Annotated in this window: 17 protein-coding genes and 1 pseudogene; 7 read left to right on the forward strand and 11 right to left on the reverse strand. The window is 41.6% G+C overall.

Annotation, left to right across the window (positions count from 1 at the left end; all coding sequences use genetic code 11):
• Positions 1-200: 200 nt before the first annotated feature.
• Positions 201-797: a hypothetical protein gene (locus CDC33_RS14520; RefSeq protein WP_109009055.1), complete on the forward strand. Its 597-nt coding sequence runs from the start codon at positions 201-203 to the stop codon at positions 795-797.
• A 560-nt stretch (positions 798-1,357) separates the two neighbouring features.
• Here CDC33_RS14520 and CDC33_RS14525 read toward each other — a convergent pair.
• Complete coding sequence (locus CDC33_RS14525; RefSeq protein ID WP_109012577.1) at positions 1,358-2,077, reverse strand: response regulator transcription factor; 720 nt, start codon at positions 2,075-2,077, stop codon at positions 1,358-1,360.
• A gap of 978 nt (positions 2,078-3,055) precedes the next feature.
• On the opposite strand from CDC33_RS14525, the pseudogene CDC33_RS14530 reads away from it, so the two are divergent.
• Positions 3,056-3,502, forward strand: a pseudogene (locus tag CDC33_RS14530) (rhodanese-like domain-containing protein); the annotation flags it as partial.
• A gap of 443 nt (positions 3,503-3,945) precedes the next feature.
• Here the strand turns inward: CDC33_RS14530 and CDC33_RS14535 are convergent.
• The 4 genes from CDC33_RS14535 to trpB form a co-directional block, all read right to left on the reverse strand.
• Positions 3,946-4,575 (reverse strand): ribonuclease D, encoded by a 630-nt coding sequence (locus tag CDC33_RS14535; RefSeq protein ID WP_109009057.1) that lies wholly within the window; start codon positions 4,573-4,575, stop codon positions 3,946-3,948.
• Positions 4,576-4,664: 89 nt separating this feature from the next.
• Positions 4,665-5,213 carry a CAP domain-containing protein gene (locus CDC33_RS14540; protein WP_109009058.1) on the reverse strand — a complete coding sequence of 183 codons (549 nt, stop codon included), beginning with the start codon at positions 5,211-5,213 and terminating at the stop codon, positions 4,665-4,667.
• A 348-nt stretch (positions 5,214-5,561) separates the two neighbouring features.
• Positions 5,562-6,599 (reverse strand): CAP domain-containing protein, encoded by a 1,038-nt coding sequence (locus tag CDC33_RS41655; RefSeq protein ID WP_369694299.1) that lies wholly within the window; start codon positions 6,597-6,599, stop codon positions 5,562-5,564.
• A gap of 1,156 nt (positions 6,600-7,755) precedes the next feature.
• Positions 7,756-8,991 carry a tryptophan synthase subunit beta gene (trpB, locus tag CDC33_RS14550; RefSeq protein ID WP_109009059.1) on the reverse strand — a complete coding sequence of 412 codons (1,236 nt, stop codon included), beginning with the start codon at positions 8,989-8,991 and terminating at the stop codon, positions 7,756-7,758.
• A 261-nt stretch (positions 8,992-9,252) separates the two neighbouring features.
• On the opposite strand from trpB, the gene CDC33_RS14555 reads away from it, so the two are divergent.
• Entirely contained in the window at positions 9,253-9,600 is a 348-nt protein-coding gene (locus CDC33_RS14555) for a translation initiation factor (protein WP_109009060.1), read from the forward strand.
• A gap of 141 nt (positions 9,601-9,741) precedes the next feature.
• A complete protein-coding gene (locus CDC33_RS14560; RefSeq protein ID WP_012410519.1) occupies positions 9,742-9,900 on the forward strand; it encodes a YqaE/Pmp3 family membrane protein in 159 nt (52 codons plus the stop codon).
• A gap of 179 nt (positions 9,901-10,079) precedes the next feature.
• Here CDC33_RS14560 and CDC33_RS14565 read toward each other — a convergent pair whose 3' ends face one another.
• From CDC33_RS14565 to lpdA, 4 genes are all read right to left on the reverse strand, one after another.
• The gene (locus CDC33_RS14565; protein ID WP_109009061.1) at positions 10,080-10,748 is read right to left on the reverse strand and encodes a carbonic anhydrase; all 669 of its coding nucleotides are present in this window, start codon (positions 10,746-10,748) and stop codon (positions 10,080-10,082) included.
• Between the two features lie 627 nt (positions 10,749-11,375).
• Positions 11,376-11,627, reverse strand: a complete 252-nt coding sequence (locus CDC33_RS14570) for a DUF5340 domain-containing protein (RefSeq protein WP_100903113.1) — start codon at positions 11,625-11,627, stop codon at positions 11,376-11,378.
• A 240-nt stretch (positions 11,628-11,867) separates the two neighbouring features.
• The gene (gene trpC / locus CDC33_RS14575) at positions 11,868-12,758 is read right to left on the reverse strand and encodes an indole-3-glycerol phosphate synthase TrpC (RefSeq protein ID WP_109009062.1); all 891 of its coding nucleotides are present in this window, start codon (positions 12,756-12,758) and stop codon (positions 11,868-11,870) included.
• Positions 12,759-12,843: 85 nt separating this feature from the next.
• Positions 12,844-14,274, reverse strand: a complete 1,431-nt coding sequence (gene lpdA, locus CDC33_RS14580; RefSeq protein ID WP_109009063.1) for a dihydrolipoyl dehydrogenase — start codon at positions 14,272-14,274, stop codon at positions 12,844-12,846.
• 671 nt (positions 14,275-14,945) lie between these two features.
• On the opposite strand from lpdA, the gene CDC33_RS14585 reads away from it, so the two are divergent.
• The 3 genes from CDC33_RS14585 (at position 14,946) to CDC33_RS14595 (ending at position 22,268) form a co-directional block, all read left to right on the forward strand.
• On the forward strand, positions 14,946-16,721 hold the full coding sequence (locus CDC33_RS14585) for an SWIM zinc finger family protein (RefSeq protein ID WP_109009064.1): 1,776 nt from the start codon (positions 14,946-14,948) through the stop codon (positions 16,719-16,721).
• A gap of 596 nt (positions 16,722-17,317) precedes the next feature.
• Positions 17,318-19,111: a ShlB/FhaC/HecB family hemolysin secretion/activation protein gene (locus CDC33_RS14590; protein ID WP_181374012.1), complete on the forward strand. Its 1,794-nt coding sequence runs from the start codon at positions 17,318-17,320 to the stop codon at positions 19,109-19,111.
• A gap of 526 nt (positions 19,112-19,637) precedes the next feature.
• Positions 19,638-22,268: an EAL domain-containing protein gene (locus tag CDC33_RS14595; RefSeq protein ID WP_109009065.1), complete on the forward strand. Its 2,631-nt coding sequence runs from the start codon at positions 19,638-19,640 to the stop codon at positions 22,266-22,268.
• Positions 22,269-22,560: 292 nt separating this feature from the next.
• Here the strand turns inward: CDC33_RS14595 and CDC33_RS14600 are convergent, their stop codons facing one another.
• Together CDC33_RS14600 and ctpB are read right to left on the reverse strand one after the other, a co-directional pair.
• On the reverse strand, positions 22,561-23,529 hold the full coding sequence (locus CDC33_RS14600; RefSeq protein ID WP_109009066.1) for a glycosyltransferase family 2 protein: 969 nt from the start codon (positions 23,527-23,529) through the stop codon (positions 22,561-22,563).
• A 521-nt stretch (positions 23,530-24,050) separates the two neighbouring features.
• Positions 24,051-25,391, reverse strand: a complete 1,341-nt coding sequence (gene ctpB / locus CDC33_RS14605) for a carboxyl-terminal processing protease CtpB (RefSeq protein WP_109009067.1) — start codon at positions 25,389-25,391, stop codon at positions 24,051-24,053.
• Positions 25,392-25,561 lie beyond the last annotated feature (170 nt).

Genomic DNA, 25,561 nt, shown 5'->3' on the forward strand with positions numbered 1-25,561 from the left:
CCAAAAGTGAAAAGTCCACCAATACTGAAAAGCAGCTTAATAATCAGTTTTACTGAACCGTCAACAGTAAATTGCCTTAAATATCCAAGCTTATAATAGTTTTTTTAGTTACTTATGCGGATGATAATTTCCTAGAGGCGGTGGTATATTTTTATGCTAAGACCCTTAAGGCTGCGACCAGGGGAAGGAGTTATAACTTGATGATCGTGAACGAGCTACATAAATTTGTTTCGTACTGTAAAATTATTCAACCCCAAACTCAGGAGGACATTAAAAAATTTTTTGAAGGAGTTATCTTATTTCCTTATGATAAGGAACTTCTATTGCAAGCTTATTTATTTCTGAATATTAAAGACTTATTTCCCTCGTGTGCTGAATTACTGTTATTTGAAAAATCTCCAATTTCAGATTATACAGATTTAGGAAAGTGTGATTTTGTCTATCAGACCTTTAAAGGAAGCCTGTTTTTAATTGAAACCAAGTTTATTGATACAGAAGCAACAGGAGCTACTGAAAGAAAAAGAAGAAATAAACACAGAAACAAGGTATTTGAGCAAGTTATTACTTTGAAAGGCCGATTTAGTGAATATTGGAATATAAGGCTAGATCAATTAGAATGTGGGGTTTTCACAACAGATGCAGAAGTTGCTTGGCGAGGAAATGGCGTGAACGTCATTTCTAAATCAATATCTATAGAGCATCTGGAAAAATGGCGAAGAAGCTATCACAGTAGTGAAAAATTTTTATCTCATCAAGATGGATCAAAGCTTGAAGGGAAGGTAAATTTGAAAGGTTAAGCCAAGACCCAAGTATACTTTTTTCGTTGACTTGCCCCCGCTAACCTTGTAGGATTTGTTGAGCCATGCCTACGGTTTTTGCTAGCCTACACAAGTCAGAGTCCAAAGCTGCCTATTTGACGAGATCGAAATAGTAAACTAATCGTCATTCATTTTTACAGGTTTATTTGCTTGTAGTAGGAGCTACAGACCTACTTATACGCAACTTAAATGCTCATTAGCTTATCTGCACACTCATCTTTGATGGAGAAACGGCACAATGGTTTGCCTTACATTGAGTCGGCTATCGGTTAAATCCGTTAGATTGACTCTAGTAATTTTTGGTGGATTTATAAATTTCAAAGTAAGGAAAATCTTTCACTTACTCAGGTGACAAGGCAAAATCACCTATTTTAAATCGGCAATATTTGCACTTTTGGTTTTGGCACTAAATAAAGCCTTTTTCCAAATCAACGCAAGTTATACCGTTAATCCTCAGTAAAACTGCTTAAATCAGCAATAATGCTAATGCTAACTCATCCGAGCAATTCTTTTTATAAGCACTTCTGAAATCAGAAAGCTCAGGAATGAGTATTTTCGTCAGGCACTTCAAACTTGTAACCATAGCCCCGCACAGTTTTAATAAACTCCGGTATGCTGGCATCGACTTCCATCTTCTTACGAAGCTGACCAATATGCACATCAACCACTCGGCCATCTCCTACGTAATCGCAACCCCAAATTTTTTGGATTAGTTGTGGACGACTCCAAGCTTGATTAGGATGACTTGCCAAAAAATGTAAGATATTAAATTCCAGTGCTGTTAAAGCAAGAGGTTTATCGTTAAGTGTTACCTCCCGACCCTCTGGGTTAATTGCTAACTGCTTAAAAATGATTCGTTGTGTTGGGGAGGGGTTGATGTAGCGTATCCGTCTTAAAAGAGCTTCCACTCTAACTTCAACTTCTGCAAGACTAAACGGTTTAGTCATAAAATCATCAGCACCTGCGCTTAAGATTTTAATTTTATCAGCCTCGTCAGTCCTACTAGTCAGTATCAGCACTAAAACATTAGTACGGCTCTGCATTTCTTGGCAGAGGCTGTAACCATTAAGATCCGGCAAATTCCAATCCAGAATTACTAAGGCCGGATTGAATTGCTCAAACAACGATAAGGCAGTCTTACCATCTGCTGCGGACTCTATCTGATATTTCCGGCTTAAAAAACGATAGACCAGATTTCGCACACCAAAGTCATCATCGACGATCAGAATTTTAGGAGTAGTAGTGGGAGCCATAACCATAATGCTGCCTATTGTAGATTGGGCGATTCGTTGCGCCAGTTTTGCTTTACGTGTTTCTGTTAATAGTGTATTCACGTGCGTCTCTGCTGAGTACGATCGCTACTGTAGTAACTGTTTACAATTAATCTTCCATGAAGTTTATCAAAACTTTAGCCATTGTAATGCTAATAAATTGTATAAGTATTGATTCTATGAAGTTTGTATAATTTTGGATTTTTATTGTACAATTTTAGATTTAAATACTTAAATACCTTTTAATGGTAACTGGTAAAATCTCTTTTTTCTCTCTGCGCCCTCAGCGTCTGTGCGGTTGAAAAGTCTTTTATTTAACCGCAGAGGCATAGAGAAGCTAGTGCATTGGTGAGGCAGGGTGGTCTTCTCCCAAGGGGAGACGCCAAGGGCGATAGCGCAGCGTTAGCGAGGTACGAGCGTCTGGGGGAAACCCCATGAGCGACTGCCGAAAGGGTTCCCCGACTTGTACCCCTACGGGGATCTTGCTACGCTTTTAGCGTTCCCGCTCTTTAGCAACTGGCGCAACACAAACAGAAGAGGTTAAAGAAGAATGGCTTGAGGACTTTTAAGACATCCTCTAAGAGCAAACGAGGAGCTTGCTCTGATGTAACTCATTTGATTATGAAAAGTTATAAGGCGTTATTGTTAGCGATCGCAGATATTGAAAATGCACATAATTACTGTACTAATAGCTGAATATTTTAACCTTATTCACAATCTTTTTTCAGTAATTAAATATCACAAATAGAACTTTAAATATATTTCATACAATTAATATAAAAACTCAAAATAACTTTTTTAAATAGTTTAATATGGTTAAATTTGCAATGCATTCAATGGTATAAAAAGTTTTAATTAGATAGTCTATCTTAAGAGATATTTTAAGTAAATTCAGCCCAGAGAAAGAGTAATTCAATATGTTTAGTCAGTTAAATTGCTATCAATATCGTCAAGTCAGGGATACTTATGGTTAATAATTTAGTCGGCGGCATAATTCCCCCACAGCCACCAGTAGAATCACAGTCTGATGTTCATACATTGAAGTCTCGTCTAGAATGGGGCGAACCAGCTTTTACGATACTGGATGTGCGCGATCGCAACACCTTCAATGAAGGTCACATTTTAGGAGCTATGCCAATGCCAATAGATGAATTGGTACAACGTGCAGTGCCTTCTTTAGATAAGAGCCGCGATATTTACGTTTACGGTGCTAACGAAGAAGAATCCGCCCAAGCAGCGCAACAACTTCGTTCTAATGGATTTGAGCATGTCTCCCAACTCAAAGGTGGTCTTGCTGCATGGAAGGCTATCGGTGGCCCAACAGAAGGCATTGTTGAATCAAAAACTCCCCCAGGTGCAGATGACTACAATGTTGTAGATCGCTTAAAAACTCACCAAGAAACTCTGCCAAAGGGAGGCCCTACCGCGACAGAAGCCATTAAAAAAGGAGCTAGTGACTTCAAGGATAATATTCAAGAGGGAGCCAGTAATCTTAAGGAAGGCATTCAAGAGGGAGTCAATAATGTCAAAGAAGGCATTAGTGAATCTAACGCTCCTAAAGGCAATGACGATTCCAATATTGGATCGTAGGCGAAAAATAACTTAGAAAATTAGCAATAGACCTCTTGCATAAATCAATAATGAGAACCCCACTCTACCTTTGGCTTATGTTAAAATCTCCGCTCCTTGTTTATGGGGAAAGGTTACGGGTGGGTGTTAAAGAATTTTTCCAAGAGGTCTAATCTTGATTTTTCATGGTCAGAGAAGTCACAATTCAGAAATTAAAAGATAGAATATTTCCTCTTGTAATGCTTGTACTCCAGAGCAAAAACTTTTCCAAGAGGTTTAGTGTTGACTCAATGTTCAAACAAATCTTTAAACTGCAACAAATCTAACGAAACTATTGTTGGCAGAAATTCAAAACATTCTTGAGCAATTTCCCAACGTTCTTCTCGTTTGAGCATTTCTGTTAGCTTATGCTGCACACTAAGTAAATAGCGCACATCATTGGCAGCATAACTCAGTTGAGCTTCAGACAAACTAGCGGCGTTACCCCAATCAGAACTTTGAGAGCTTTTATCCAGTTCTACTTGTTCTAACTCTTGCACCACATCTTTAAGCCCGTGGCGATTTGTGTAAGTACGAGCTAATTTACTAGCAATTTTGGTACAAAAAACAGGTCTAACCTGAATCCCCAGATTAGCTCGCAAAGTGGCAAGGTCAAAGCGAGCAAAGTGAAACACTTTTACGACATTCGTCGCTGACAAGAGTTTTTTTAAGTTTGGCGCATCAGCTTGCCCTTTGGCTATGCGAATTGCAGTCACTTTCCCGAATTCGTTGCACAACTGGACAAGACACAACCTATCGCGTTGTGGCAGTAATCCCATCGTTTCTGTATCAACTGCGATCGCTGTAGATTTTAAATACTGTACTAGAGCTGCGTCGCCCAGATCGCGATCGCTCACCTGAAAATCTTGTAATGTCATGAATTGTTCAAAAATAATAGCAGTGTCCAGCAAATATAAGTCTTGTCAGACACTACATTATTATTGTGCAAAACAATCATAAATTAAATCTACCTAGTACGAAAAAAAAGCTGTGTAAGGTAGACTTCACCTTGATTATTAGTAGCAACACCAATTCCAGTGAGGTTGTAATTTCCTTTAAGGTTCTTTAGATGTCCCGGACTCTTAATCCAACCAGTAACAGCTTCATCCACAGGGTTACTATATCCCCGATTGAAAGCAACATTTTCCGCCGCACTGCTGTAGCGAATAGGGATAGCATTGACTCGCCGTTCAAATCCCTGATGGCTAAATGGTGTTTTACCTTTAGCCATATTCTGACTATGAATTCTTGCCTGTCGAGTGATATTTGCATTTAGGGTCAACTTTGGCAATCCTTTAGAAGCCCGATATCGATTAATTTCTTCAAAAACGGATTTTTCTAGCTCCGTAGTCTTAAAAGTAGGAGTCGATATTGCAACCTGACTCGAAAAAAGCGACAACAGCTTATTACGGGTGGATGTATTCGTAGAAGGATGATTTGGTATCGGAACAGTCGTTAACCCACTAGCAAGGACAAGCGCACTTAAAGCGATGCCAAAAGCAGTTTGTCGGAACATGGAAAATTGCGTAATATGTAGAGATATAAGACTTATACTCTACCCTATTGTTCCGACGATATATACCACGATACTATTAAGGATTGATGAATTTTGGCAATCTGGCTACATCCTTGTATAGGAAGTACAAAAAATGATTTGCAATGGTCAATACTTTAATAGGTCAGCATCGTAAAATTACGGTTATTTTTGCTGATAATTTAAGATTTTCATGAATTACTAAAAAAATAATGTAGTATTCAATAGACAAATGTTATTGAAACTACATTATTTTATATCTAGCAAAAGCTTTGCTAGCAGGCTAAAGTCTGGGGAATTTGAGAAAAAACCTAAATTATACCAAATCTATCAGCGAAAGAAAAGTTGTGTGAAGTAGATTTCGCCTCTACTATTGCTAACGACACCAATCCCCGTTTTATCATAATCACCTCTGATATTAGCAAGATGCCCTGGACTTTTGAGCCAGCCTTGAACAGCTGTCGTCACAGGATCGCTATATCCATAGTTACTAGCGACATTTTCACCAGCTGAACTGTAAGGAATACCGACTGCTTTAATACGTTCTGAAAATCCCGTATGTCCAAAGGGAACTTTACCTTGAGCCATATCCTGACTGTGAATCCTGGCTTGATTATCGATGGCAGTGTTACGAGTCAGCTTTTTGAATCCTTGGGAAACTCTGTAGTCATTAATTTGTTTGAAAACCGCCTTTTCTAAAGCAGCAGTGTCAATCTTAGATCCTGCAAGGTTGCCAGTATTATTTGATACGTTAGAAGAGGGCGGTGTAGAAGTTGAATTTGTTGCAGGAGTTGTTGCAGAAGTTTTTGCAGGAGTTGTTGCAGAAGTTTTTGTAGGAGTAAAGAAAAGTTGTGTGAAGAAGATTTCGCCTCTACTGTTGTTGCTAACGGCAACACCAATCCCAGTCGTTTCAAAATTACCTCTGATAGTAGCAAGATGCGCTGGACTTTTGAGCCAGCCTTGAACAGCTGTCGTCACAGGGTCACTATATCCATAGTTAGTAGCGACATTTTCACCAGCTAAACTGTAGGGAATACCAACTGCCATAACACGTTCTCTAAATCCCGTATGTCCAGCGGGAACTTTACCTTGAGCCATATCCTGACTGTGAATCCTGGCTTGATTATCAATGGCAGAATTACGAGTCAGCTTTTTTAATCCTTGGGAAACTCTGTAGTCATTAATTTGTTTGAAAACCTCCTCTTCTAAAGCAGCAGTGTCAACTTTAGATGCTGCAATTTTAACAGTGCTATTTGATACACTTGAAGGTGTCGGCGTCAAAGTTGAATTTGTTACAGGAGTAGCGATCGCTCCACTACCGAGAATGATAGTGCCCAAAGCAACGCTGTAGATTGTTGATTTAATCATTTGTTGATAACTAACTGGAACTTTAGCTCCAGAAAGCTTAACCAAGCTAGTATCAATCTGACAACTTGATTATAAGTCTATATATCTCCATATATGGCGTTTTTTGTTCAAAAACTACCAGTAGACTTTCAAATGCATAGAATTACGGAAAAAATATTGCTACTTATAAAATTTTGCACTCTACCATTAGTATGATTATTTCTATCTAAGCCACTTTAAAAACTTCATTTTGTAATACACAAATATTTCTGTATCTAAGTAATAGGAGTTAGAAAAAATCATAAGAATAATAATATTCGCCAGTATTAATACATAGAAAATGATAATTGCTATGAATTATTATTGAATCTGAACAGATAGCGTGCTAAGTATTACCACGGCTAATATTGGGTAACATGGGTAGGACTTACGCACTGTACAAAATAACTATCTTGTGCATCAACCTAAATACGTTGTTTCGGGCTTTTATCAATCACTTTTGATTGAGTGCGTAGGCGTAGCCCGCCGCAGGCATCGCTAAAATCTCATTGAAAAATCTAGCTATCAGCCTTGAAAACTCTACCTGTTATTTTGGCTTTTCTGTCAATGCGTAAGTTCTAATGGGATATAAATGGCATAAATTTATCTACGAAAACCTCTTGCGTGGAATTTGTAATACTTGCCTCGGCAAGAAGCAAGCGACATAATTCGTAATTCCTATACCGCAAGGGTTTCATTGATTTGGGATGGTTAGTTTACTTCTGCGGTGCTTTACTAGCTTTTGTTGAGGGTTTCTAACTCTTGCTGTACCACGCGCAACACCTGTGCAAATATTCCGCACGCCACTGTTCCCGCTCCTTAATTACCTTGGCATCCGGTTCGTAAGCTTCAATCTCTGTAGCTGTTGAAAAAGAAGTCAGAAATAAGAATTCAGAAGCAAAGCTGGAGCAAAATTTTGGCGTGCCAACTCGTTCGTCATGAGTGGGTTACGGTAGCATCGGGTGTTGAAATTGTTGATCCGTAATTGCTTTTTCCAAAGATTTTTTTATATACAGCGTTTTGCAACTACATGAGTTACACTCCTCCCCAACCCTCCCCAAAGCATCGGGGAGGGTGCGCGGTAGAGCGGGTGGGCTATTTCTATACCTCACGAACTTGAAATCTGCTGTATGTATGTTTACGCATCATTTAAGAACTTGGCTACTGTTTGTACATCCTTATCGCCACGTCCAGAGCAGTTAATTACAATCCGGGGACTGTCGGTTAGTTGAGGACACAGGGTTTCGAGGTAGGCGATCGCATGAGCTGTTTCTAATGCCGGGATAATCCCTTCCAATTTTGACAATCGCTGAAATGCTGCTAAAGCCTCTGCATCCGTCACACTATAATATTCAGCGCGACCAGTATCTTTCAAATAACTGTGTTCTGGCCCCACACCGGGGTAATCTAAACCCGCACTAATTGAGTGTGCCTCAATGATTTGCCCATCCTCATCTTGCAGAAGATAGCTCATGGCTCCGTGCAATACACCAACTCGTCCTTTTGTCAAAGTTGCTGCGTGTTTTTCAGTATTGACACCTTCTCCTGCTGCCTCAATCCCAATGAACCGTATAGAAGGCTCATTCATAAACTCATAAAATAATCCCATAGCATTGGAACCACCACCCACGCAAGCCAAGAGAATATCAGGTAATACACCCCACTTTTCGATTGCTTGGGCGCGAGTTTCTTGGCCGATTACTGCATGGAAATCACGTACCATCATCGGGTAAGGATGGGGCCCTGCTACTGAACCGAGAATGTAGTGAGTTGTTTCCACATTTGTCACCCAATCGCGGATTGCTTCAGAAGTAGCATCCTTCAGGGTTCCAGTTCCCGCTTCCACCGGACGCACTTCTGCCCCCATCAACCGCATTCTGAACACATTTAAAGCTTGGCGTTCCATATCATGAACGCCCATGTAAATTATGCATTCCAGCCCAAAACGAGCGCAAACTGTAGCTGTGGCAACTCCGTGTTGTCCAGCACCCGTTTCGGCAATAATCCGTTGCTTACCCATGCGCTTTGCCAACAATACTTGACCAAGGGCATTATTAATTTTATGAGCGCCAGTATGATTTAAATCCTCGCGTTTTAAGTAAATTTGCGGCCCCGTGCGATCGGGTCGGGCATAATGAGCAGTCAGGCGTTCAGCGAAATATAATGGTGTGGCACGTCCTACATAGTCCCGTAACAACTGCTGTAGTTCTGCTTGAAAACCAGGGTCATTGCGGTATTGCTGATAAGCTGTTTCTAGTTCAGTAAGAGCAGGCATCAGCGTTTCAGGTACATACTTACCGCCGAAGCGTCCAAAGCGACCTAGTGTATCAGGAACTTGAGCAGTTGAGTTTGGAGATAGGGGAGTGGTAGTCACGGGCTGTTTGCAATGACGAGAATGATTTAATTATTATAGAAAGTCTAGGGCATATCCAGGTTATATCTTGGGACTGGAAGCTAAATATCTTCCTCGATACCCAATGCCCAATGCCCAATGCCCAATGCCCAATGCCCCATGCCCAATTACTTTGAATCCTTAGCAATGGATTTGTGATGTTAGCCTAGAAATTGATATCCCAGCAGAATGGTTGCGTAGAAGTTTCCACTGCCTTTGAAATTTTTCTTAAACAGTCATTTTATGTCTTCTTCAAATCCCAAATCTTCTGACAAAAGCTTTGTCTACCGCGAATTTGGCAACGACAACTCCGCCGCCACAGAAAGACCAATTCCAGAACTCCCCGCACAACAACAAAATCTTAAAGTACAAGCTTCGCGCAAAGGACGCAAAGGCAAAACTGTTACAGTGATTAGCGGTTTTCAAGCCAAACCAGAAACCTTGGCTGATTTGGTGAAGCAGTTGAAAACCCAGTGCGGCACAGGTGGGACAGTTAAAGATAACGAAATCGAAATTCAGGGCGAACACAAGCAAAAAATTGTCGAGATTTTGAGCAAACTAGGTTACAAAGCTAAAATTAGCGGTGGCTAATCTTGAGTGCGGTTTACCGCATCTCAACCGTGATCTAGATTAAGAGAGAGAATGTTATCTTTGAAAGGTACAAATATGCTTGAACACTGGTGAATCACTTTGCCAACAAGCTGTTTTTTGGGAGATTAATAGGAGGTTTAAATGGATTTAGTTCGGATTTTGTGTGCCATTTTCGTACCGCCTCTGGGAGTTTTTTTGCAAGTAGGTTTTGGTATAGATTTTTGGATTAATATAGTTTTGACACTTTTTGGTTACATTCCTGGAATTATTCACGCAGTATGGATAATTGCTAAGAAATAATTCTTTGTAGGGGTAGCTTTGAGGCTCTGCATATAGTGATAAATTGAGTCAGAGCCTCAATGAATACATTTATATGCAGAGTATGAAAACGAGAAAAATAAATTACCTGCAAGATGACTAGCTTGGGTAAAGCTTTGGAATTTAAAGATATGAGCTTTTATGTGTCGATAAATACCGAATTAACTCTCATTTTTTAACATAGCATAGAGTCTAAATTCTAGAAGCAAGGGGCAAATGTGCAATTGCCATTGCACAGTTGAGACGTTCAAATCTTTGATTAACCCAGTGCTTATATCTAGCACCCAGCCATGAACCATAGGCGCTTTTCGCTCATAGAGTACCTGACGCATAATGGAAGTTTGGTAAAGATTTTTTACTTGCGCTACAACGTTTATTTCTGCCAAACGATTCAAACGTTCTTCTCTTGTTGGCAAGGCATCAATTTCTTCTTGTTTCTGTAAATACAGTTCCCGAATCGGATTTACCCAGTTATCAAGAATTCCGATAGTTCTCCCCTCTAAAGCCGCTTTAATTCCTCCGCAATCGTAGTGACCACAAACGATAATATGCTCGACTTGAAGATGTAAAATTGCGTATTCTAAAACCGCTAAAAAGTTTATATCTGTTAGAGAAATTTGATTGGCAATATTACGGTGTACAAATAACTCTCCTGGTTCTGTACGAGTAAAGCTTGTTAATGCTAGACGACTATCAGAACACCCAATGTATAGAAAAGGTGGTGTTTGTCCGCTTGATAAGTCTTGAAAGTAAGTTGGGTCTATTGCTAGTTTCTCGGCAACCCAAGCCTGATTATTTTTGAATAGTTCATCAATGCTGTTATATTTCATCTTTCGCTAAATTCGAGAGAGAATCTCATAAATATTTTAGCTGATCTACAGTTTCCTATAAATCAATATGAACTTTTTCCCATCTAAAATTTTTCTAAAGATGACATTTTTTATACGGAATTAATAGAGCTTTTGTATAAATTGTAATGAATCAAGTTAAAAATTAGAAAAAATAACTATCTATAAATTTAGAACATTAACTATAGGAAAGTAAAATGTTTATCAAATATAATCTAAGCGTTCAGACTGACTACCTATTTAAAATTCTCATCTATAGGATTACTATTTGATTTTTGAACGAAATTAGGTATTGTAGAGTGTGTTAGAACGGAGTTCGTAACGCACTATAATCACGGCTTTCATGCCGTACTCTCGCAGCTACACATCCTACGTATATTTTCTCCAAATCAAACCGGATTCCTATAGCATTTCTAGATATTTTTACAAAGCAGAGATTCTGGTTACAGAATCATTTTAAATCACACCTCAAACTTTGCATTTGAGTCAAGTAAATGCAGTGAAAGTTTTGAATACTGGTTCGTTTAATACAGAGATACACTTTCTGAGGCTGGTAAGCTAACTTAACAAAGATGCCAAATCTGAGGTTGAGATATTAAGTTATCAGCTTTAATCGGGAGCAACAACTTTGTTATCGTGATGATGGTTGATTGACCAACGGTGATCAACAGTCATAGAGGAAAACTCGCAAATTTCTTCTAGGCGTTTTTGCTGTACGGCAGCTTTACGCAGAGTAATAATTAGTTGATTTACCTGATGCCGTAAATCTGGATTATCATTTACAGCTAACATGGTTTGTCTCTCTAAAAGTTGAAGTATAAGTTCGTAGTGAATAGGAGAAGGTAGAGGAATTTGCTCCATGAAGTTAACTTTTGATTTCATATTTGAGATTTTGTATTAGTCATTTGGCTTTTCTCAATAAATTGTTACATAAGAAATAACTAGTTGTTTATGGCTTTGAGTTGATTAGCAATGAAGGTTTGGCAAAGATATGATGATATTTGATGGCAATGTGCTGCGTGTCCACGCATAGTGTACCCAATTGACCAACTATTGTATGCAGTTAGTTGCTTTATGCTAAGAGGCGTAGGGGTGTTTATTTCATGAATTCCTCGGCAATATATGGGCGATCGCAGCGCCGGGATCTGGTTGTTTGACCAAAGATTCTCCAATGAGTACAGCCGATGCACCTGCTGTCAGTACCATACTCAGATCATCTGGGTTGTGTAGTCCTGACTCGCTGACAACAAGGATGTTTTTCTCCTGCAATTGGCTACCCCTTGCAGCTAAAAGTTGGCAAGTAGTTTGCAAGTCAACAGAGAAGTCTTCCAAATTACGATTATTGATTCCGACTAAGGAGACTCCATCTAAAGCTAACACACGGTCAAGTTCTGCCAAGCTATGGACTTCAACCAAAGTTGCCATTTTTAGGTTGTTAGCAATTTTAAGGAAGTACTTCAAATCTTGATCGCTCAAAATAGCGGCAATCAACAAAATAGCATCTGCACCCTGAACCCGCGCCAAGTATATTTGGTAAGCATAAACGACAAACTCTTTGCATAGTAAGGGCAAATCTACAGCAGCCCGAACCTTGGCTAAGTTTTCAAAACTACCTTGAAAGAACTTGACATCTGTCAGCACAGAAAGACAACTAGCGCCACCTTGCTGATAAGACAGGGCGATCGCTACTGGGTCAAAATCTTCTCGTAAAACACCTTTGCTAGGTGAAGCTTTCTTAACTTCGGCAATCAATGCTGGCTTAGTCTTAGCTTGCCGTAAGGCGGCGACAAAATCACGGGTTGGCGGCGCAGTCACTACCTGTTTTAGCAATTGTTGCAAAGGAACTTTTTCCCGCATTTGGTCATATTCTATTTCTTTCTGCCAGACAATTTCCTCCAAGATGTTGTTTGGCGCAGCATCAGGTACGACAGCCTGATAACGCAATATCGATACATCAATAGCTGGGTTAGGTGAACGGCGACGGATTTGCATAATTGGGGATTGGGGAGTGGGGAGTGGGGAATGGGGAATGGGGAATGGGGAATAGGGAAATACCCTACTCCCTACTCCCTACTCCCTAAATTGCGATGGCTCGTTTATAAGCTTCGTCCAGCACTTCCGAAAGTGTCGGGTGGGCGTGAACTAGATGCGCGAGACTTTGGACAGATTGACGGTTTGCGATCGCAGCTGAGGCTTCATGAATTAAGTCTGAGGCGTGCAGTCCAAAAATGTGGACGCCCAAGACTTCTCCGGTGTCTTTGCGATATATTACCTTGGCAATACCATCGGCTTCATTTTCTGCCAACGCTTTGGAATTCCCTTTGTAGTAACTCCGACTTGTGGCGATTTCAAAACCTTCGGTTTGTCCTAACTCCTTAGCTGCGGTTTCTGTTAAGCCCACATAGCTAACTTCTGGGTGGGTAAACGCCGCCGCCGGGATGCTGCGATAATCTACTATTCTTTCCCTCCCAACAATATTTTCTACGGCGATGATGCCTTGAGCAGAAGCCGCATGTGCCAACATCATCTTCCCATTAGCATCGCCAATTGCCCACAAATGCGGTACTACTTCACCTGCTGATAGCACTGCCATGCGATCGTCAACTGGAATAAAATTCCGCCGATCCAGTTCTACGCCCACAGACTCTAAACCAAGATTTTTGGTCGCTGGGATGCGTCCTGTAGCCACCAAGCAAGCATCTACTTCGATGACATCTACATCTTCTTTGGTTTTGAAATCTGCTAATTCAATCACCACTGGTGAACCGGGGATGACTTTTTTAGCGTATATCCCCACTTTCGTTTCAATATCGCGGGGGGTAATCAGTACCCGTTCGGCAAGTTTGGCAATATCTCGGTCAAATCCTGGCATTAACTGATCTAGGGCTTCAATCAAGGTGATTTCGCAACCCAAAGCTGAGTAAATATCAGAAAATTCTAAGCCGATATAACCACTGCCAATAATCGCCACCCAGTCTGGTAGCGACTCCAACTTTACGCCTTGATCGCTGGTAAAGACAGTTTTGCCATCTACTTCAATCCCTGGAGGCACAAAAGGAATTGAACCAGGAGAAAGAATGATATCTTTGGCTGTGATGGTTTTTTCACCGCCATCTCCGGTAACAGAGACTTTTTGCGCCCCAGCAATTTTTCCCCAACCGTTGATAATATCAACTTTTAGACGTTTGAGGCTGTTGGTTAAGTCGCCTTGAATTTTCGAGACGAGATTATTAGCATGATTAGCGATCGCTTGGCGATCGAATTCCACGCTACCAATTTGAATTCCCAATGACTTCAGGTGGTGGGCATTACGTAACTCCCGCACACGTCCAGATGCTGCCAGCAGCGCCTTAGAAGGAATACAGCCCCGATTAACACAGGTTCCTCCCATATCAGCAGCTTCAATAATCGCTGTTTTCAAACCGCAACTTACGGCGTGTAAGGCTGCGCCATGTCCGCCTACACCAGCGCCGATAATTACTAAATCGTAATCAAATCCTTGACTCACGTTAGTTTCCCCGTGTGCTTCGCCTATTTATTCTCAACTTGACCGACAATCAGCGCAACCCCTTTAACAGTTATCAGTTTTATTGCTTGACTCTAAATTCCTCACCATAGACCATCAGAACTGTTCACTGCTGACTGTTTACTAATTTCAGGTTCGGGCGTTGCTTCAAATTATGATTCACTCGCTTCTGACGAAAATATGGATGTTTTCAGTAATTATAGTCAAATCTATATAGTTCAGTTCTGTATAGTCAAATATATAGGATTACTATTTGATTTTTGAACGAAATTAAGTATTGTAGAGTGTGTTAGAACGGAGTTCGTAACGCACTATGAACACGAGTTTGATGCCGTACTCTCTGTGCTAACACATCCTACGTATATTTTCTCCAAATCAAACCGGATTCCTATAGTCAGACATTGCTTTTTATAAATGGAGTTTGGAGTAACCCTGTCAAGGTGACATGCTTTTAGAATTCGGAAAATTCCGAGTTGAGAAGTTCAAGTGCCGATTTTCGTTGAAACTTCAAGTTCTAATTCTCCCCTGCCCAATGCCCAATGCCCAATGCCCCATGCCCCATGCCCATAACTTTGAATTTCTTTACAGCGCGTTAGCCTAACACTAAGCTGGATTTAGGATTCATCCAGAAGATTTACGCAGGCGATCGCTCGATGTCTATTCCCCAAATTAGTGAATTTACTATCCGCCGTCATGCCAACGCCAAATCTTTCCAACGGGGCGAGGCATACTATGAGGCTGGTGCTGTCAATACAGTTACCCTACGTGGCGATCTGCTTCAGGCAGATGTTGTGGGCAGTGAAGCCAAACCTTATCATGTCAACCTGAGTTTTGATCGCAGTGGGTTAACCTCAGCAAACTGCACCTGTGCCTACAACTTTGACGGGTGGTGCAAACACATTGTAGCGACGATGCTTGTTTGTGCGCGTAACCCAGAAAACATTGAGAAGCGCCCCACCCTAGAAGAATTACTTAATAGCCTGGATTATTTACAAACTCAAAAACTTCTGCAAGACTTGGTAAAAGAAGACCCACCACTAATTGAGGTGATTGACCGCCATGTAAGTTGGATGACTAATCCTACTGACAGGCAAACAACCACAAAACCCTTGCTCTACATTACTATTGATCCGGCTCCCTTTCGGCGGCAAGTACGGCAGATTCTTAAGGATACCGTGCGCTACTTTGAGGAAGGGTGCGAAGAAGACCCAATTGGTGAAGAATTGCTGAGTGTAGTGCAAACTGCGGTAGATTTTAGTGAACGGGGAGAGGGTAAAAATGCGATCGCCATTTTAGAAGCGATTACCTCTACCTGTGTGGAAAATTGGGATGATGTTGCAGAATACGGCGCCGAAAATGATGAACTTATCGAAGAATTAAATAATGCCTGGTGTGAAGCAATTCTCAGTGCTGAACTCACCCCAGAAGAAAAAGTTGATATTCAAATAAATTTAGAAGCTTGGCAAGATGAGTGGAATGTTGATTTTGGCATGATTATGGAGGCTTTACGCCAAGGTTGGGATTATCCACCACTGGTGCAAGTTCTCCAAGGTAATATTACCGAAAGGGGAGCTTGGGAAGAAGACGTGCCAGACTACGCGGATGATTTGGCACTAATTCGGCTAAAAATCCTCGAACGTCAGGAACGTTACCAAGAATACTTATATTTAGCAGAAGCAGAAGGACAAACCCAACAGTATCTAACAATGCTAGGGCGTTTAGGCAGGGTAGAAGAAGCAATTGATGCTGCTCAAACCCAAATGAACTCAATGGAAGAAGCTTTTGCCCTAGCGAAAACACTCAGCGTTCAAGGAGCATTACAGCAAGCACTAAGTATAGCCCAGAGTGGATTAAATTTACCGGGTAAGTGTCGGTATGAATTGGGGATTTGGACAAGTGATTTGGCTATTGAGTTGGGTGATAGTGAAGCTGCTTTATTAGCAATCAAGGCGGCTTTTCAAGTGAAGCCCTCCTTTTTTGACTACCAGAAGATGGCAGAATTGGCTGGGGAAAATTGGGAAAGTGTCAAAACAGACCTGCTGAGAATTATTCGTACTGTTAGTGGTGGGGGAACAGAATCAGCCAAAGTGGATATATTCTTGCATGAGGGGCTAATTGATGATGCAATTGCGATCGCTAGTGAACTCAGTTCTTATAATTCAGAATTGATTCATCGAGTCATGGATGCTGCTATCCCTCATAATCCTAGTTGGGTAATTGCTAATGCTCGTTGCCGTGCCGAAAAAATTATAGATGCAGGTAAAGCCGAATACTATTACTACGCAGTTGAATGGTTAAAAAAGGCACGAAACGCCTACTTGGAATCTGGAAATAAAGCTGACTGGTTAAGCTATCGTCAAAACTTGATGCAAACCCACGCTCGTAAACGTAAATTGATGGGAATGTTTCAGCAAAGGGATATGCAGTAACCAATACGCTTGGGTTAATAAATTTATCCGTTGAGGCAGGCTGTTCTTGAGCAGGGGGGCAAGAAAAAAGCTTTAGGACTTACGCAAAAATTGCTAAAAAGCTTAATTTCTCGAACCGCCAAGACGCCAAGAGCGCCGAGAATTCGTAGAGTGTGCGTAAGTCCTAAGCTTATCTGAATCGTATTGATGCAGTAACCCTAAACCATAACAAAACGCAAGTTTGTCTACTTTTAACAAAGGAATTTTGCCCTAAGTCTTGTTAGTTGAGATAGTAGGTAGATTTACGCCGTACTCGCGCAGCAACAGATAATTCTAATAGACATCTCCAGAAATTAATTATGCGTTACCTGAAACCCTTGTAGAGACGTTGCATTGCAACGTCTCTACAATCATTTTCACCAGATGTCTAATATATCTGCTTGCTTATGCAGCTCGAACACCATCAATATTTTTAAGTCTGCAATAACTAGTTTATTTAGCTTTTAAATTGAAATTTACCCAAGATATCAACTTTAGTGACAACAGATGAAGTAAGATTCACATCTGAAACAGTCTTTGAATAATCCCATAGTTTCTAACAAAAATAGCCCAGTGCGATGATTGATAAATATCCTCAAAATCTTATAGTGTCCTGCTTACCACTGAGTATGCTTCTATTACTCAGCAGCATAACTTCTAGTCCAGTGAAAGCTCAGGCTGCTAATACTACACAATTGCCACCTAGTAATTCTATCCCACGACAACTCCCACCACCACAGGATGTCCAACCACCCTTACCTTCACCTGTTCCTTCACCTGAACCACCACAGCCACTCCCCCCGCCAGCAGAACTATTTCCACCCTCTGCACCAACTCCTACACCTGATGAACCACCCCCTGGCAACCTTCCTCAAACTATTGTTGTTGAACGTTTTGAAGTTGTTGGTAGCACAGTCTTCAGTCCCGAAGAGTTAGCCCTCGCCACTGCTGAATTTACCAAACGACCGATCTCATTGTCTGAAGTCTATCAAGCACGTTCTAAAATTACTGATTTATACGTACAAAATGGTTACATTACTTCTGGTGCTTATATCCCACCGCAAACAATCCAATCCGGTGTTGTAAAAATTCAGGTGGTCGAAGGTAAATTAGAAGATATCCAGGTAACTGGAACTCGGCGGTTGAATCCGAATTATGTCCGTAGCCGACTAGCAATAGCTACATCAGCGCCTCTAAATCGGCAACGTCTACTAGAGGCACTGCAACTTTTGCAACTTAATCCTTTGATTAAAAACGTAACTGCTGAACTCACCGCAGGATCGCGGACTGGTACGAGTCTTTTAGAAGTCAAGATCAGCGAGGCAAAAACCTTTAGTAGCCCAATAATTCTTGATAATGGGCGATCGCCTAGTGTTGGCAGTTTCCGCCGTGGATTACGATTGAATGAAGCCAACTTACTTGGATTTGGAGATAGTCTGAGTTTAGGATACTCCAACACTGATGGTAGCAACTCCTTTGACACTAGTTACACATTGCCTGTCAATCCCCGCAACGGGACACTTAGCTTCAACTATGGCACTACATCAAGTGATGTCATTGAACCTGCTTTCAAAGATTTAAATATCGAATCGGCATCTCGCTACTACGAATTGACATTCCGTCAGCCTATAGTTCAAACTCCCACACAAGAATTCGCCCTTGGGTTAACAGCCTCCCGACGGGAAACTAAAGCCTCTTATTTCCCCTTCAGAGAAGTACGACTACCTTTCCCCGGTTTAGGTGCTGATGAACAGGGACGCACCAGGGTATCTGCCTTACGATTTTTCCAAGAATGGACGAGTCGTAACAGCCGTGAAGTCATCGCCCTACGCTCTCAATTCAGTTTGGGTTTAGATGTGTTGAATGCCACGGTTAATCAAAATCGTCCTGATAGCCGTTTTTTTGCTTGGCAAGGGCAGGCGCAGTGGGCACGCCTTTTAGCTCCTCAAACCTTACTTTTACTTCGTTTAAATACGCAACTAGCATCCACCACACTCTTACCTATAGAGCAAATTGGCTTAGGTGGGCTGGATAGCGTTCGGGGTTATCGTCAAGATTATCTGCTGACAGATAACGCCACCTTTGTTTCTGCGGAGGTTCAAGTACCGATTCTGCGTTTACCGCAGATAAATAGCACCTTACAGGCTGTCCCCTTTGCGGATTTTGGTGTTGGCTGGAATAATTCTGGTGCAACAAACCCGAACCCCGGCCCTAATACTCTAGCTTCTGTTGGTCTGGGGTTGCGTTGGTCACAAGGCGATCGCTTTACCGTTCGTCTTGACTGGGGCATTCCTTTAGTATCTGTTAACTCGAATGATAGAACATTACAAGAAAACGGACTGTATTTTAGTTTATTCTATAATCCTTTTTAAAATTTAAGGGTTCATTCTCCTTCCCTTGCCTTTTGTAACATAGGCTGCGCCAATTGGAATTCCCGTTCCATTAAAGCAACTGGCGTGCGATTGCAAATCCTCAAATATTTTTCCTTACTGGGATGCCCCCACTTTATTTAATTCCTGCCTTGCTCTAATCTATTGTGCAAAATTAATTGCGTAAAACAGAACTATTTGACTGATTAAAAAATAAAAATCAGACTGTTATTGATTTAATTCAGAATTTTTCTACTATTCAGAAGAAAAATCCGCAAATATACCAAGTGTTCTATTCAGCATTTGATTTTATTCTGGGTATCCTAAGAAAGACAAGCTGAGATGATATGGACAAAGGGGGAAAATTTATAAATTATGCATGAATAGAGAAAACAGCTAAAACTTCTACCGCAAAACTGAATTCCCTGCTTTTTAAGAAAGGTTGGCTTTAACCTAACGGTATTGGAACTTGTGGGAGTAGGATTATTCAGACTAAAGACATAAAAATATGAAAAATTGAGGAACAATCATGCTAGGAAACGAGCGGGAAAAAATACGCCATCTGTTGGTCATTCAAGACCTGCAAGGTCGGCGAACTGTCCCCTTGCAAGAGACTACTTATTCTCTGGGGCGGCATCCCGCAAACACTATTATCTTGTCTTCCCGGTCAGTATCAATGCAACATGCAATTTTATTGCGAGTAACTGTTCCAGAGACTGATCAATATGGGTTTCAGATTATTGATGGTAACTATAAGGGAAAGGGAAGTACTAATGGCTTATTTGTCAATGGCACTAAATGCTTTTCCCATAATCTTAGAAGTGGAGATGTCATTGCCTTTGGCAGTAATCAAGCTCAAGCTAAATATTATGCTATTTCTAACATTTCAGAAAAAGCATTTTCTGAATCTTTTGATGTTGAAGACTTATCTGGTTTCCTATCAGAGCAAGGTAGCCCTGCCAATCCTTTTCAAACCTTAGCTCTCGATCCCAGCTTTGAAGTAGCTAGTGAGTCTGCTTTAGCTCGCCTAGCATCCTTCCCTGAACTCATCCCCAATCCAATCATTGAGATGGATTTGGAGGGAAGAGTCACTTATCTTAATCCAGCCGCAGCTCTCAAGTTTCCCAAGTTGAGGGAAATTGGAACAAAACACCCGATTTTAACAGGACTTATAAGTACAAAAAATGTAGAAAAAAATTCTTTTGTGCGGGAGGTGGAAGTAGGTACAGAAGTTTTTGAACAATCCGTTCTTTACTTACCTGAAAGTGATTTAATTAGAACTTTTATTATTAGGGATATTACAGAGCAAAAACAAGCCACAGCCGAACTACGTCAGCGCGATCGCTTGCTACAGGCAGTTGCAGAAGCAGCCAATTATTTGCTTGGGGAAATGAATTATGAAACTGGTATTGATCTAGCTCTAGCTGTATTGGGTGAAGCTGCCAAAGCAGATCGTGCCTATCTTTTTCAGAACCATCCCCATCCCGCTACAGGAGAAATAGTAGTCAGCTTGCGGTTTGAATGGACACATCCTTCTATTGAATCTACTTACAAATATTGGCAGAATCAGCCTTATCAAGGTTCTGGATTAGCTCGTTGGTACACTGTTCTCTCTAGCGGCAAGTCGATTAGCGGACTGACCCAACAATTTCCTGCCACCGAACAAGAATTCCTGATTCGAGATGGCATTCAATCCCTTCTTCTGGTACCGCTTTGCTTGGAGAATGAGTTGTGGGGTTACCTCGGCTTGGCAGACTGCACCTTTGAGCGTCATTGGTCAAAGCACGAAGAATCTACCCTTTTGACGATGGCCGCCAGTATCATTGGTGCGCGGCAACGTCAGCAAGTAGAAAAAAAGATTCGCTATCAAGCCCTACATGACATGCTGACAGGGTTGCCCAATCGCCTACTATTTAATGAGCTACTTAATAAAACTCTCCCCAACGCCACTCGGAATGGTGAAAGTTTAGCTGTGATCTTCCTCGACCTGGATCGCTTTAAGGTGATTAATGACACTTTGGGGCACACTCTGGGAGACCAATTGTTACAAAGCGTCGCTCAAAGATTACAAGGCTCACTCAGAAGCGGAGACACTATAGCCCGTTGGGGAGGTGATGAGTTCACTATCTTACTCCCACGAGTCAATGATATTGAAGAGGTAACATTAGTAGCGTATAGAATATTACAGGCATTGGAGGATGCTTTCTATCTCCAAGACCATGAACTTTATGTGACTGCCAGCCTCGGTATTGCGTTGCTTGATAGCAACAGTCCTGACGCCGAAACACTAATCCAGCACGCAGATGCTGCTTTGTACTACGCCAAGGACAAAGGGCGGAATAACTACCAATTCTATAGTGTTTCTCTCAGTGCTAAAAATCCTGAACTCTTGACTTTAGAAAAGAGCTTGCGCTATGCCCTAGAACGCAATGAATTTACGCTACACTATCAGCCTCGCGTAAACATTATTACAAAAGAAATTACTGGTATGGAGGCTCTATTGCGCTGGCAGCACCCAGAGATGGGATTAGTCGCACCCAGTGTTTTCATTCCCCTGGTCGAAGAAAGTGGATTAATTGTCCCCATCGGCGAATGGGTGCTGCGGACAGCCTGTATTCAAAATAAAATCTGGCAAGATGCAGGATTGCCACCCATAACGATGGCTGTTAATCTTTCTCTTAAGCAGTTCCGCCAACCCAAGTTGGTAGAGACTATAGCTACAGTTTTAGAACAAACGGGTCTGGAGCCGCACTTTTTAGAATTAGAAATTATGGAAACCACAGCCATTGAGGATTTAGATTTTACCAAAACGGTGTTAAAGAATTTACAGCAGATGGGTGTTTGCCTCTCCATTGATGACTTTGGTACGGGTCATTCCTCGCTCTCGCGTCTACAGCTTTTGCCACTCCACAACCTGAAAATAGATAAATCTTTTATTCAATATTTGACGCAGGATGTCAAAGTAGCTCATATTATCAAAGCGATAGTTACTTTGGGACACAGCTTGGGATTGAAGTTAATAGCCGAAGGGGTAGAAAAAGAAGAGGAACTGGAGTTCTTGAAATCTATTAATTGTGAGGATGTACAGGGCTATTTATTCTACCGACCACTTTCTGCGCAGAAAGCAACAGAAATCCTCGAAAATAAACAACCAACCTAATAAGCTGTTACGCAAATATAGGATTACTATTTGATTTTTGAACGAAATTAAGTATTGTAGAGTGTGTTAGAACGGAGTTCGTAACGCACTATGAACACGAGTTTGATGCCGTACTCTCCGTGCTAACACATCCTACGTATATTTTCTCCAAATCAAACCGGATTCCTATAAACATTGCACATCTACTAGTGAGGTTGTCCTTTGTCATTTGTCCTTGGTAAACACTAATGACTAATGACTAATGACGGTCTACACAGAAAATAGTGCAATATATAGGGGCGTTAGCTTACTGTTACAGTCGCTCAATTATCTTGGCATTTTCTGGCAACTTGGCGTCTCGTTGCCCAGCAGCACGCGCCCTAACAGTGAACAAACCAATGGGAGTATTTAATAAATCTACAAGGATGGCTTTACCTGCGATCGCCTTTTTCATATCCCTTGGTATTTCCTTGATTAACCAACGTGCCAAACGATAGCCGCATTCTTTGAGTGTAATATCTCGCATCAAATCTACACCGTGTAGTTCGTGCAGATAGCGATTTGAGCGTCCATAGCGTCGCCATTGACTTTGCAGTTCTTTAAGTGTATTGCGGTGGCGGTGCTGAACGATCGCATTCGGAGCAAATTCCAAACGCCCGATGTTTTCCCCCAAAATCCGCCAGCAAATATCGGCATCGCCACCAGTGGTAAGATAGGGACGAAATAAACCCGCTTTTTCTAAGGCAATGCGTCGAATTGCTAAATTAGCCGTTTGACCATAGGGACGAAAGGAATGGTTAAGGGTATGCTTTTGCGACAAAGTTTCTTGACGATCTGCGTGCTGTTCTAGCAGAGTTGTGCCTGGTAGTGCCAAAATTTCACCAGCGACAATTACCACTTCTTTGTTGACAAAAGGCTGGATTAATGCATATAGCCATTGCGGTTGTGGACGACAATCTGCATCGGTAAAAATAATAATTTCACCTGTAGCGGCGCGAATCCCAGTATTACGAGCAGAGTATGAGCTTTGAATTTGATTTTCGCTCAATGGGCGAATTGTAATCGGACAGTTTTCGGCAGATGTCTTGAGGATGGTGAGAGTGCGATCGCTACTATTATTGTCCACCAACAAGTACTCTACCCGGTCTTTCGGGTAAGTTTGAGACAACAAACAATTGATTAACTGTGGTAAATCCGCCTCACCGTTATAAATAGGAACAACCACCGACACCATTGGTAAAAAACTGGTGGCGGTGGTTGCATCAACTGGCAGATGATTCATAAATCTGAGATTTTAGAGATGAGATTACTAATTAGTATTCCCAATCCAAAATCCTAGAAGGGTATATCAAGCAGTTTTCATAACTCCAAAAATCTGGATTTGGGAATACTACTATATAAACACCTGGAAACAAATCACAACAACATTGTGGAACGCGTGGAAGCCACTTGACTTTCAGGCAGTGGAGGAAACGCGCCACGGGTGGTTTTAACCACCGTGAAAAATGATAATATTGTTGTGCGAGTAGGAATAATCATCTGCGCTAAGAAGTGTTTTGTAAGGAGTGACCCCTGACTTGCCTCGTACCTGCACAAATTGCAGCTCTGGGCAAACAAGTAATGGGAAAGCACGGAGCGCACCGAACTGGCAAGTGATGAACTCGGAAAGCATTCTAAGTAAGCGCAATTGCAATATCTCTCGTACTGGTAGTTGTTTTGAGCGTCTAGGGGGATATTTGACTATCCCTTTTAAGCTAAGTCTTAGAGAATCTGCGTGTCTTTAGACCGCAGAGTGTCAATCACCTAAAATTTTAGGTTATCGGCACGGCTCATGGGTCGAGTCGGCTGATTTGCTGGCGGTTGGGCAAAGTTGCGATTTGACAAAATTGCGATCGCCCGGGCATATTGTGGATCACTCTTAGTTCCGATTAAATCTGGATTAGAAGCTAACTGCCGCTCTTGTGCCTCTGTCAAGTCTAGCTTGATATCTGGGGCAATCCCTTTATGGTTAATATCCGTTCCCGCCGGAGTGTAGTAATGGGCTATGGTAACTGCCAAGCCGGAACCATCTGCGAGTTCATGAACTGACTGCACTAAGGCTTTACCAAAGGTTTGACCACCTACGACTACCGCCCGCTTATTATCCTTGAGTGCGCCTGTGAGGATTTCGCTAGCACTAGCTGAATTACCATCCACTAAGACCGCCAAAGGACGATTTGTGAGAGCAGTCCGATTGGCTTTGGTTTCTTCAGTACCGCCTACACGGTCTACTGTCTTGACAATGCCGCCGTCATTATACCACATCCGGGCAATTTCAATGCTCGCTTGTAACAACCCGCCAGGATTTCCCCGCAAATCCAAAACATAAGAATCAACTTTCTTAGTGTTTAAATCGCGGATGGCTCGTTGCATTTGTTCTGCGGCGTGAGCGCTAAATTCTCGCAAACGGATATAGCCAACGCGGCGATTCCCTTCTTGCTTGAGGGTATAACGTACTGTTGGCACTTCAATGCTTGCTCTTGTCAGCTTCAAATCAAAGGCATTTTGCCCCGCCCGTCCTAGCTTTAACTTGATGGGAGTACCCGCTTTGCCACGAATTAGCTTAGAAGCATCATCCACTTTCATTTTGAGAGTGGGTTTGCCATCAATTGCCAAAATTTCATCGCCTGCTTTGATCCCAGCTTTTAACGCCGGAGAATTTTCTATGGCTTCGACAACAGTAAGGCGCTGAGTTTTTTCGTTCACTTCCATGCGAATGCCAATACCAGAGACTTCCCCAGATGTTTGGCTAGTCAGGGCTTCAAACTGTTTGGGGTCCATGAATCGAGTGTAAGGATCTCCCAACTTTTGTAAAGCTTCGCGGATGGCAGTATAAGCTTCTTCCCGAGAAGAATAGTCTTTGCTCAACAGGCTTTGTCTGGTTGCTTGCCAATCTTGTTGATTAAATTTGCCATCAACATATTCATGATTCACCAGTTGCCATACTTGGTCAACTATCACTTTCGGGCTGTCTTGTAGGGCTAGAGCGGCCCAGACACCACGAGTCCAAGCGGTGCCGAACAAAGACATAGTAGCAGTAGTGGCGATCGCTCCACCAATCAAGGCTACTTGGAGCGGCGAGTAACTTTTCGCAGATTGGTTCATGTATATTAGCTGAAATAATTGTGTTATTGACAAGTTTAGCAATCAGGCTTTCAAGAAACTTTTAAGTTTTTATACCCCAAACTAAGCTCTGCTCCCTTCATCATTTTTATCGTTGGATGATGCCGAAAATACTGCATTCTTAACAACCATTTCTCAGTTTGTTAGCCTTC

Origin of the sequence: Nostoc commune NIES-4072, assembly GCF_003113895.1 — a bacterium.
Taxonomy (GTDB): domain Bacteria; phylum Cyanobacteriota; class Cyanobacteriia; order Cyanobacteriales; family Nostocaceae; genus Nostoc; species Nostoc commune.

Coding starts and splice junctions, on each gene's coding strand:
- CDC33_RS14535 (WP_109009057.1), bottom strand. CDS start 4,575: ATGACATTACAAGATTTTCAGGTGAGCGATCGCGATCTGGGCGACGCA.
- CDC33_RS14560 (WP_012410519.1), top strand. CDS start 9,742: ATGGATTTAGTTCGGATTTTGTGTGCCATTTTCGTACCGCCTCTGGGA.
- trpC (WP_109009062.1), bottom strand. CDS start 12,758: ATGCAAATCCGTCGCCGTTCACCTAACCCAGCTATTGATGTATCGATA.
- ctpB (WP_109009067.1), bottom strand. CDS start 25,391: ATGAACCAATCTGCGAAAAGTTACTCGCCGCTCCAAGTAGCCTTGATT.
- CDC33_RS14520 (WP_109009055.1), top strand. CDS start 201: ATGATCGTGAACGAGCTACATAAATTTGTTTCGTACTGTAAAATTATT.
- CDC33_RS14540 (WP_109009058.1), bottom strand. CDS start 5,213: ATGTTCCGACAAACTGCTTTTGGCATCGCTTTAAGTGCGCTTGTCCTT.
- CDC33_RS14590 (WP_181374012.1), top strand. CDS start 17,318: ATGATTGATAAATATCCTCAAAATCTTATAGTGTCCTGCTTACCACTG.
- CDC33_RS14555 (WP_109009060.1), top strand. CDS start 9,253: ATGTCTTCTTCAAATCCCAAATCTTCTGACAAAAGCTTTGTCTACCGC.
- CDC33_RS14570 (WP_100903113.1), bottom strand. CDS start 11,627: ATGGAGCAAATTCCTCTACCTTCTCCTATTCACTACGAACTTATACTT.
- CDC33_RS14525 (WP_109012577.1), bottom strand. CDS start 2,077: ATGGTTATGGCTCCCACTACTACTCCTAAAATTCTGATCGTCGATGAT.
- CDC33_RS14565 (WP_109009061.1), bottom strand. CDS start 10,748: ATGAAATATAACAGCATTGATGAACTATTCAAAAATAATCAGGCTTGG.
- CDC33_RS41655 (WP_369694299.1), bottom strand. CDS start 6,599: ATGATTAAATCAACAATCTACAGCGTTGCTTTGGGCACTATCATTCTC.
- CDC33_RS14585 (WP_109009064.1), top strand. CDS start 14,946: ATGTCTATTCCCCAAATTAGTGAATTTACTATCCGCCGTCATGCCAAC.
- CDC33_RS14600 (WP_109009066.1), bottom strand. CDS start 23,529: ATGAATCATCTGCCAGTTGATGCAACCACCGCCACCAGTTTTTTACCA.
- CDC33_RS14595 (WP_109009065.1), top strand. CDS start 19,638: ATGCTAGGAAACGAGCGGGAAAAAATACGCCATCTGTTGGTCATTCAA.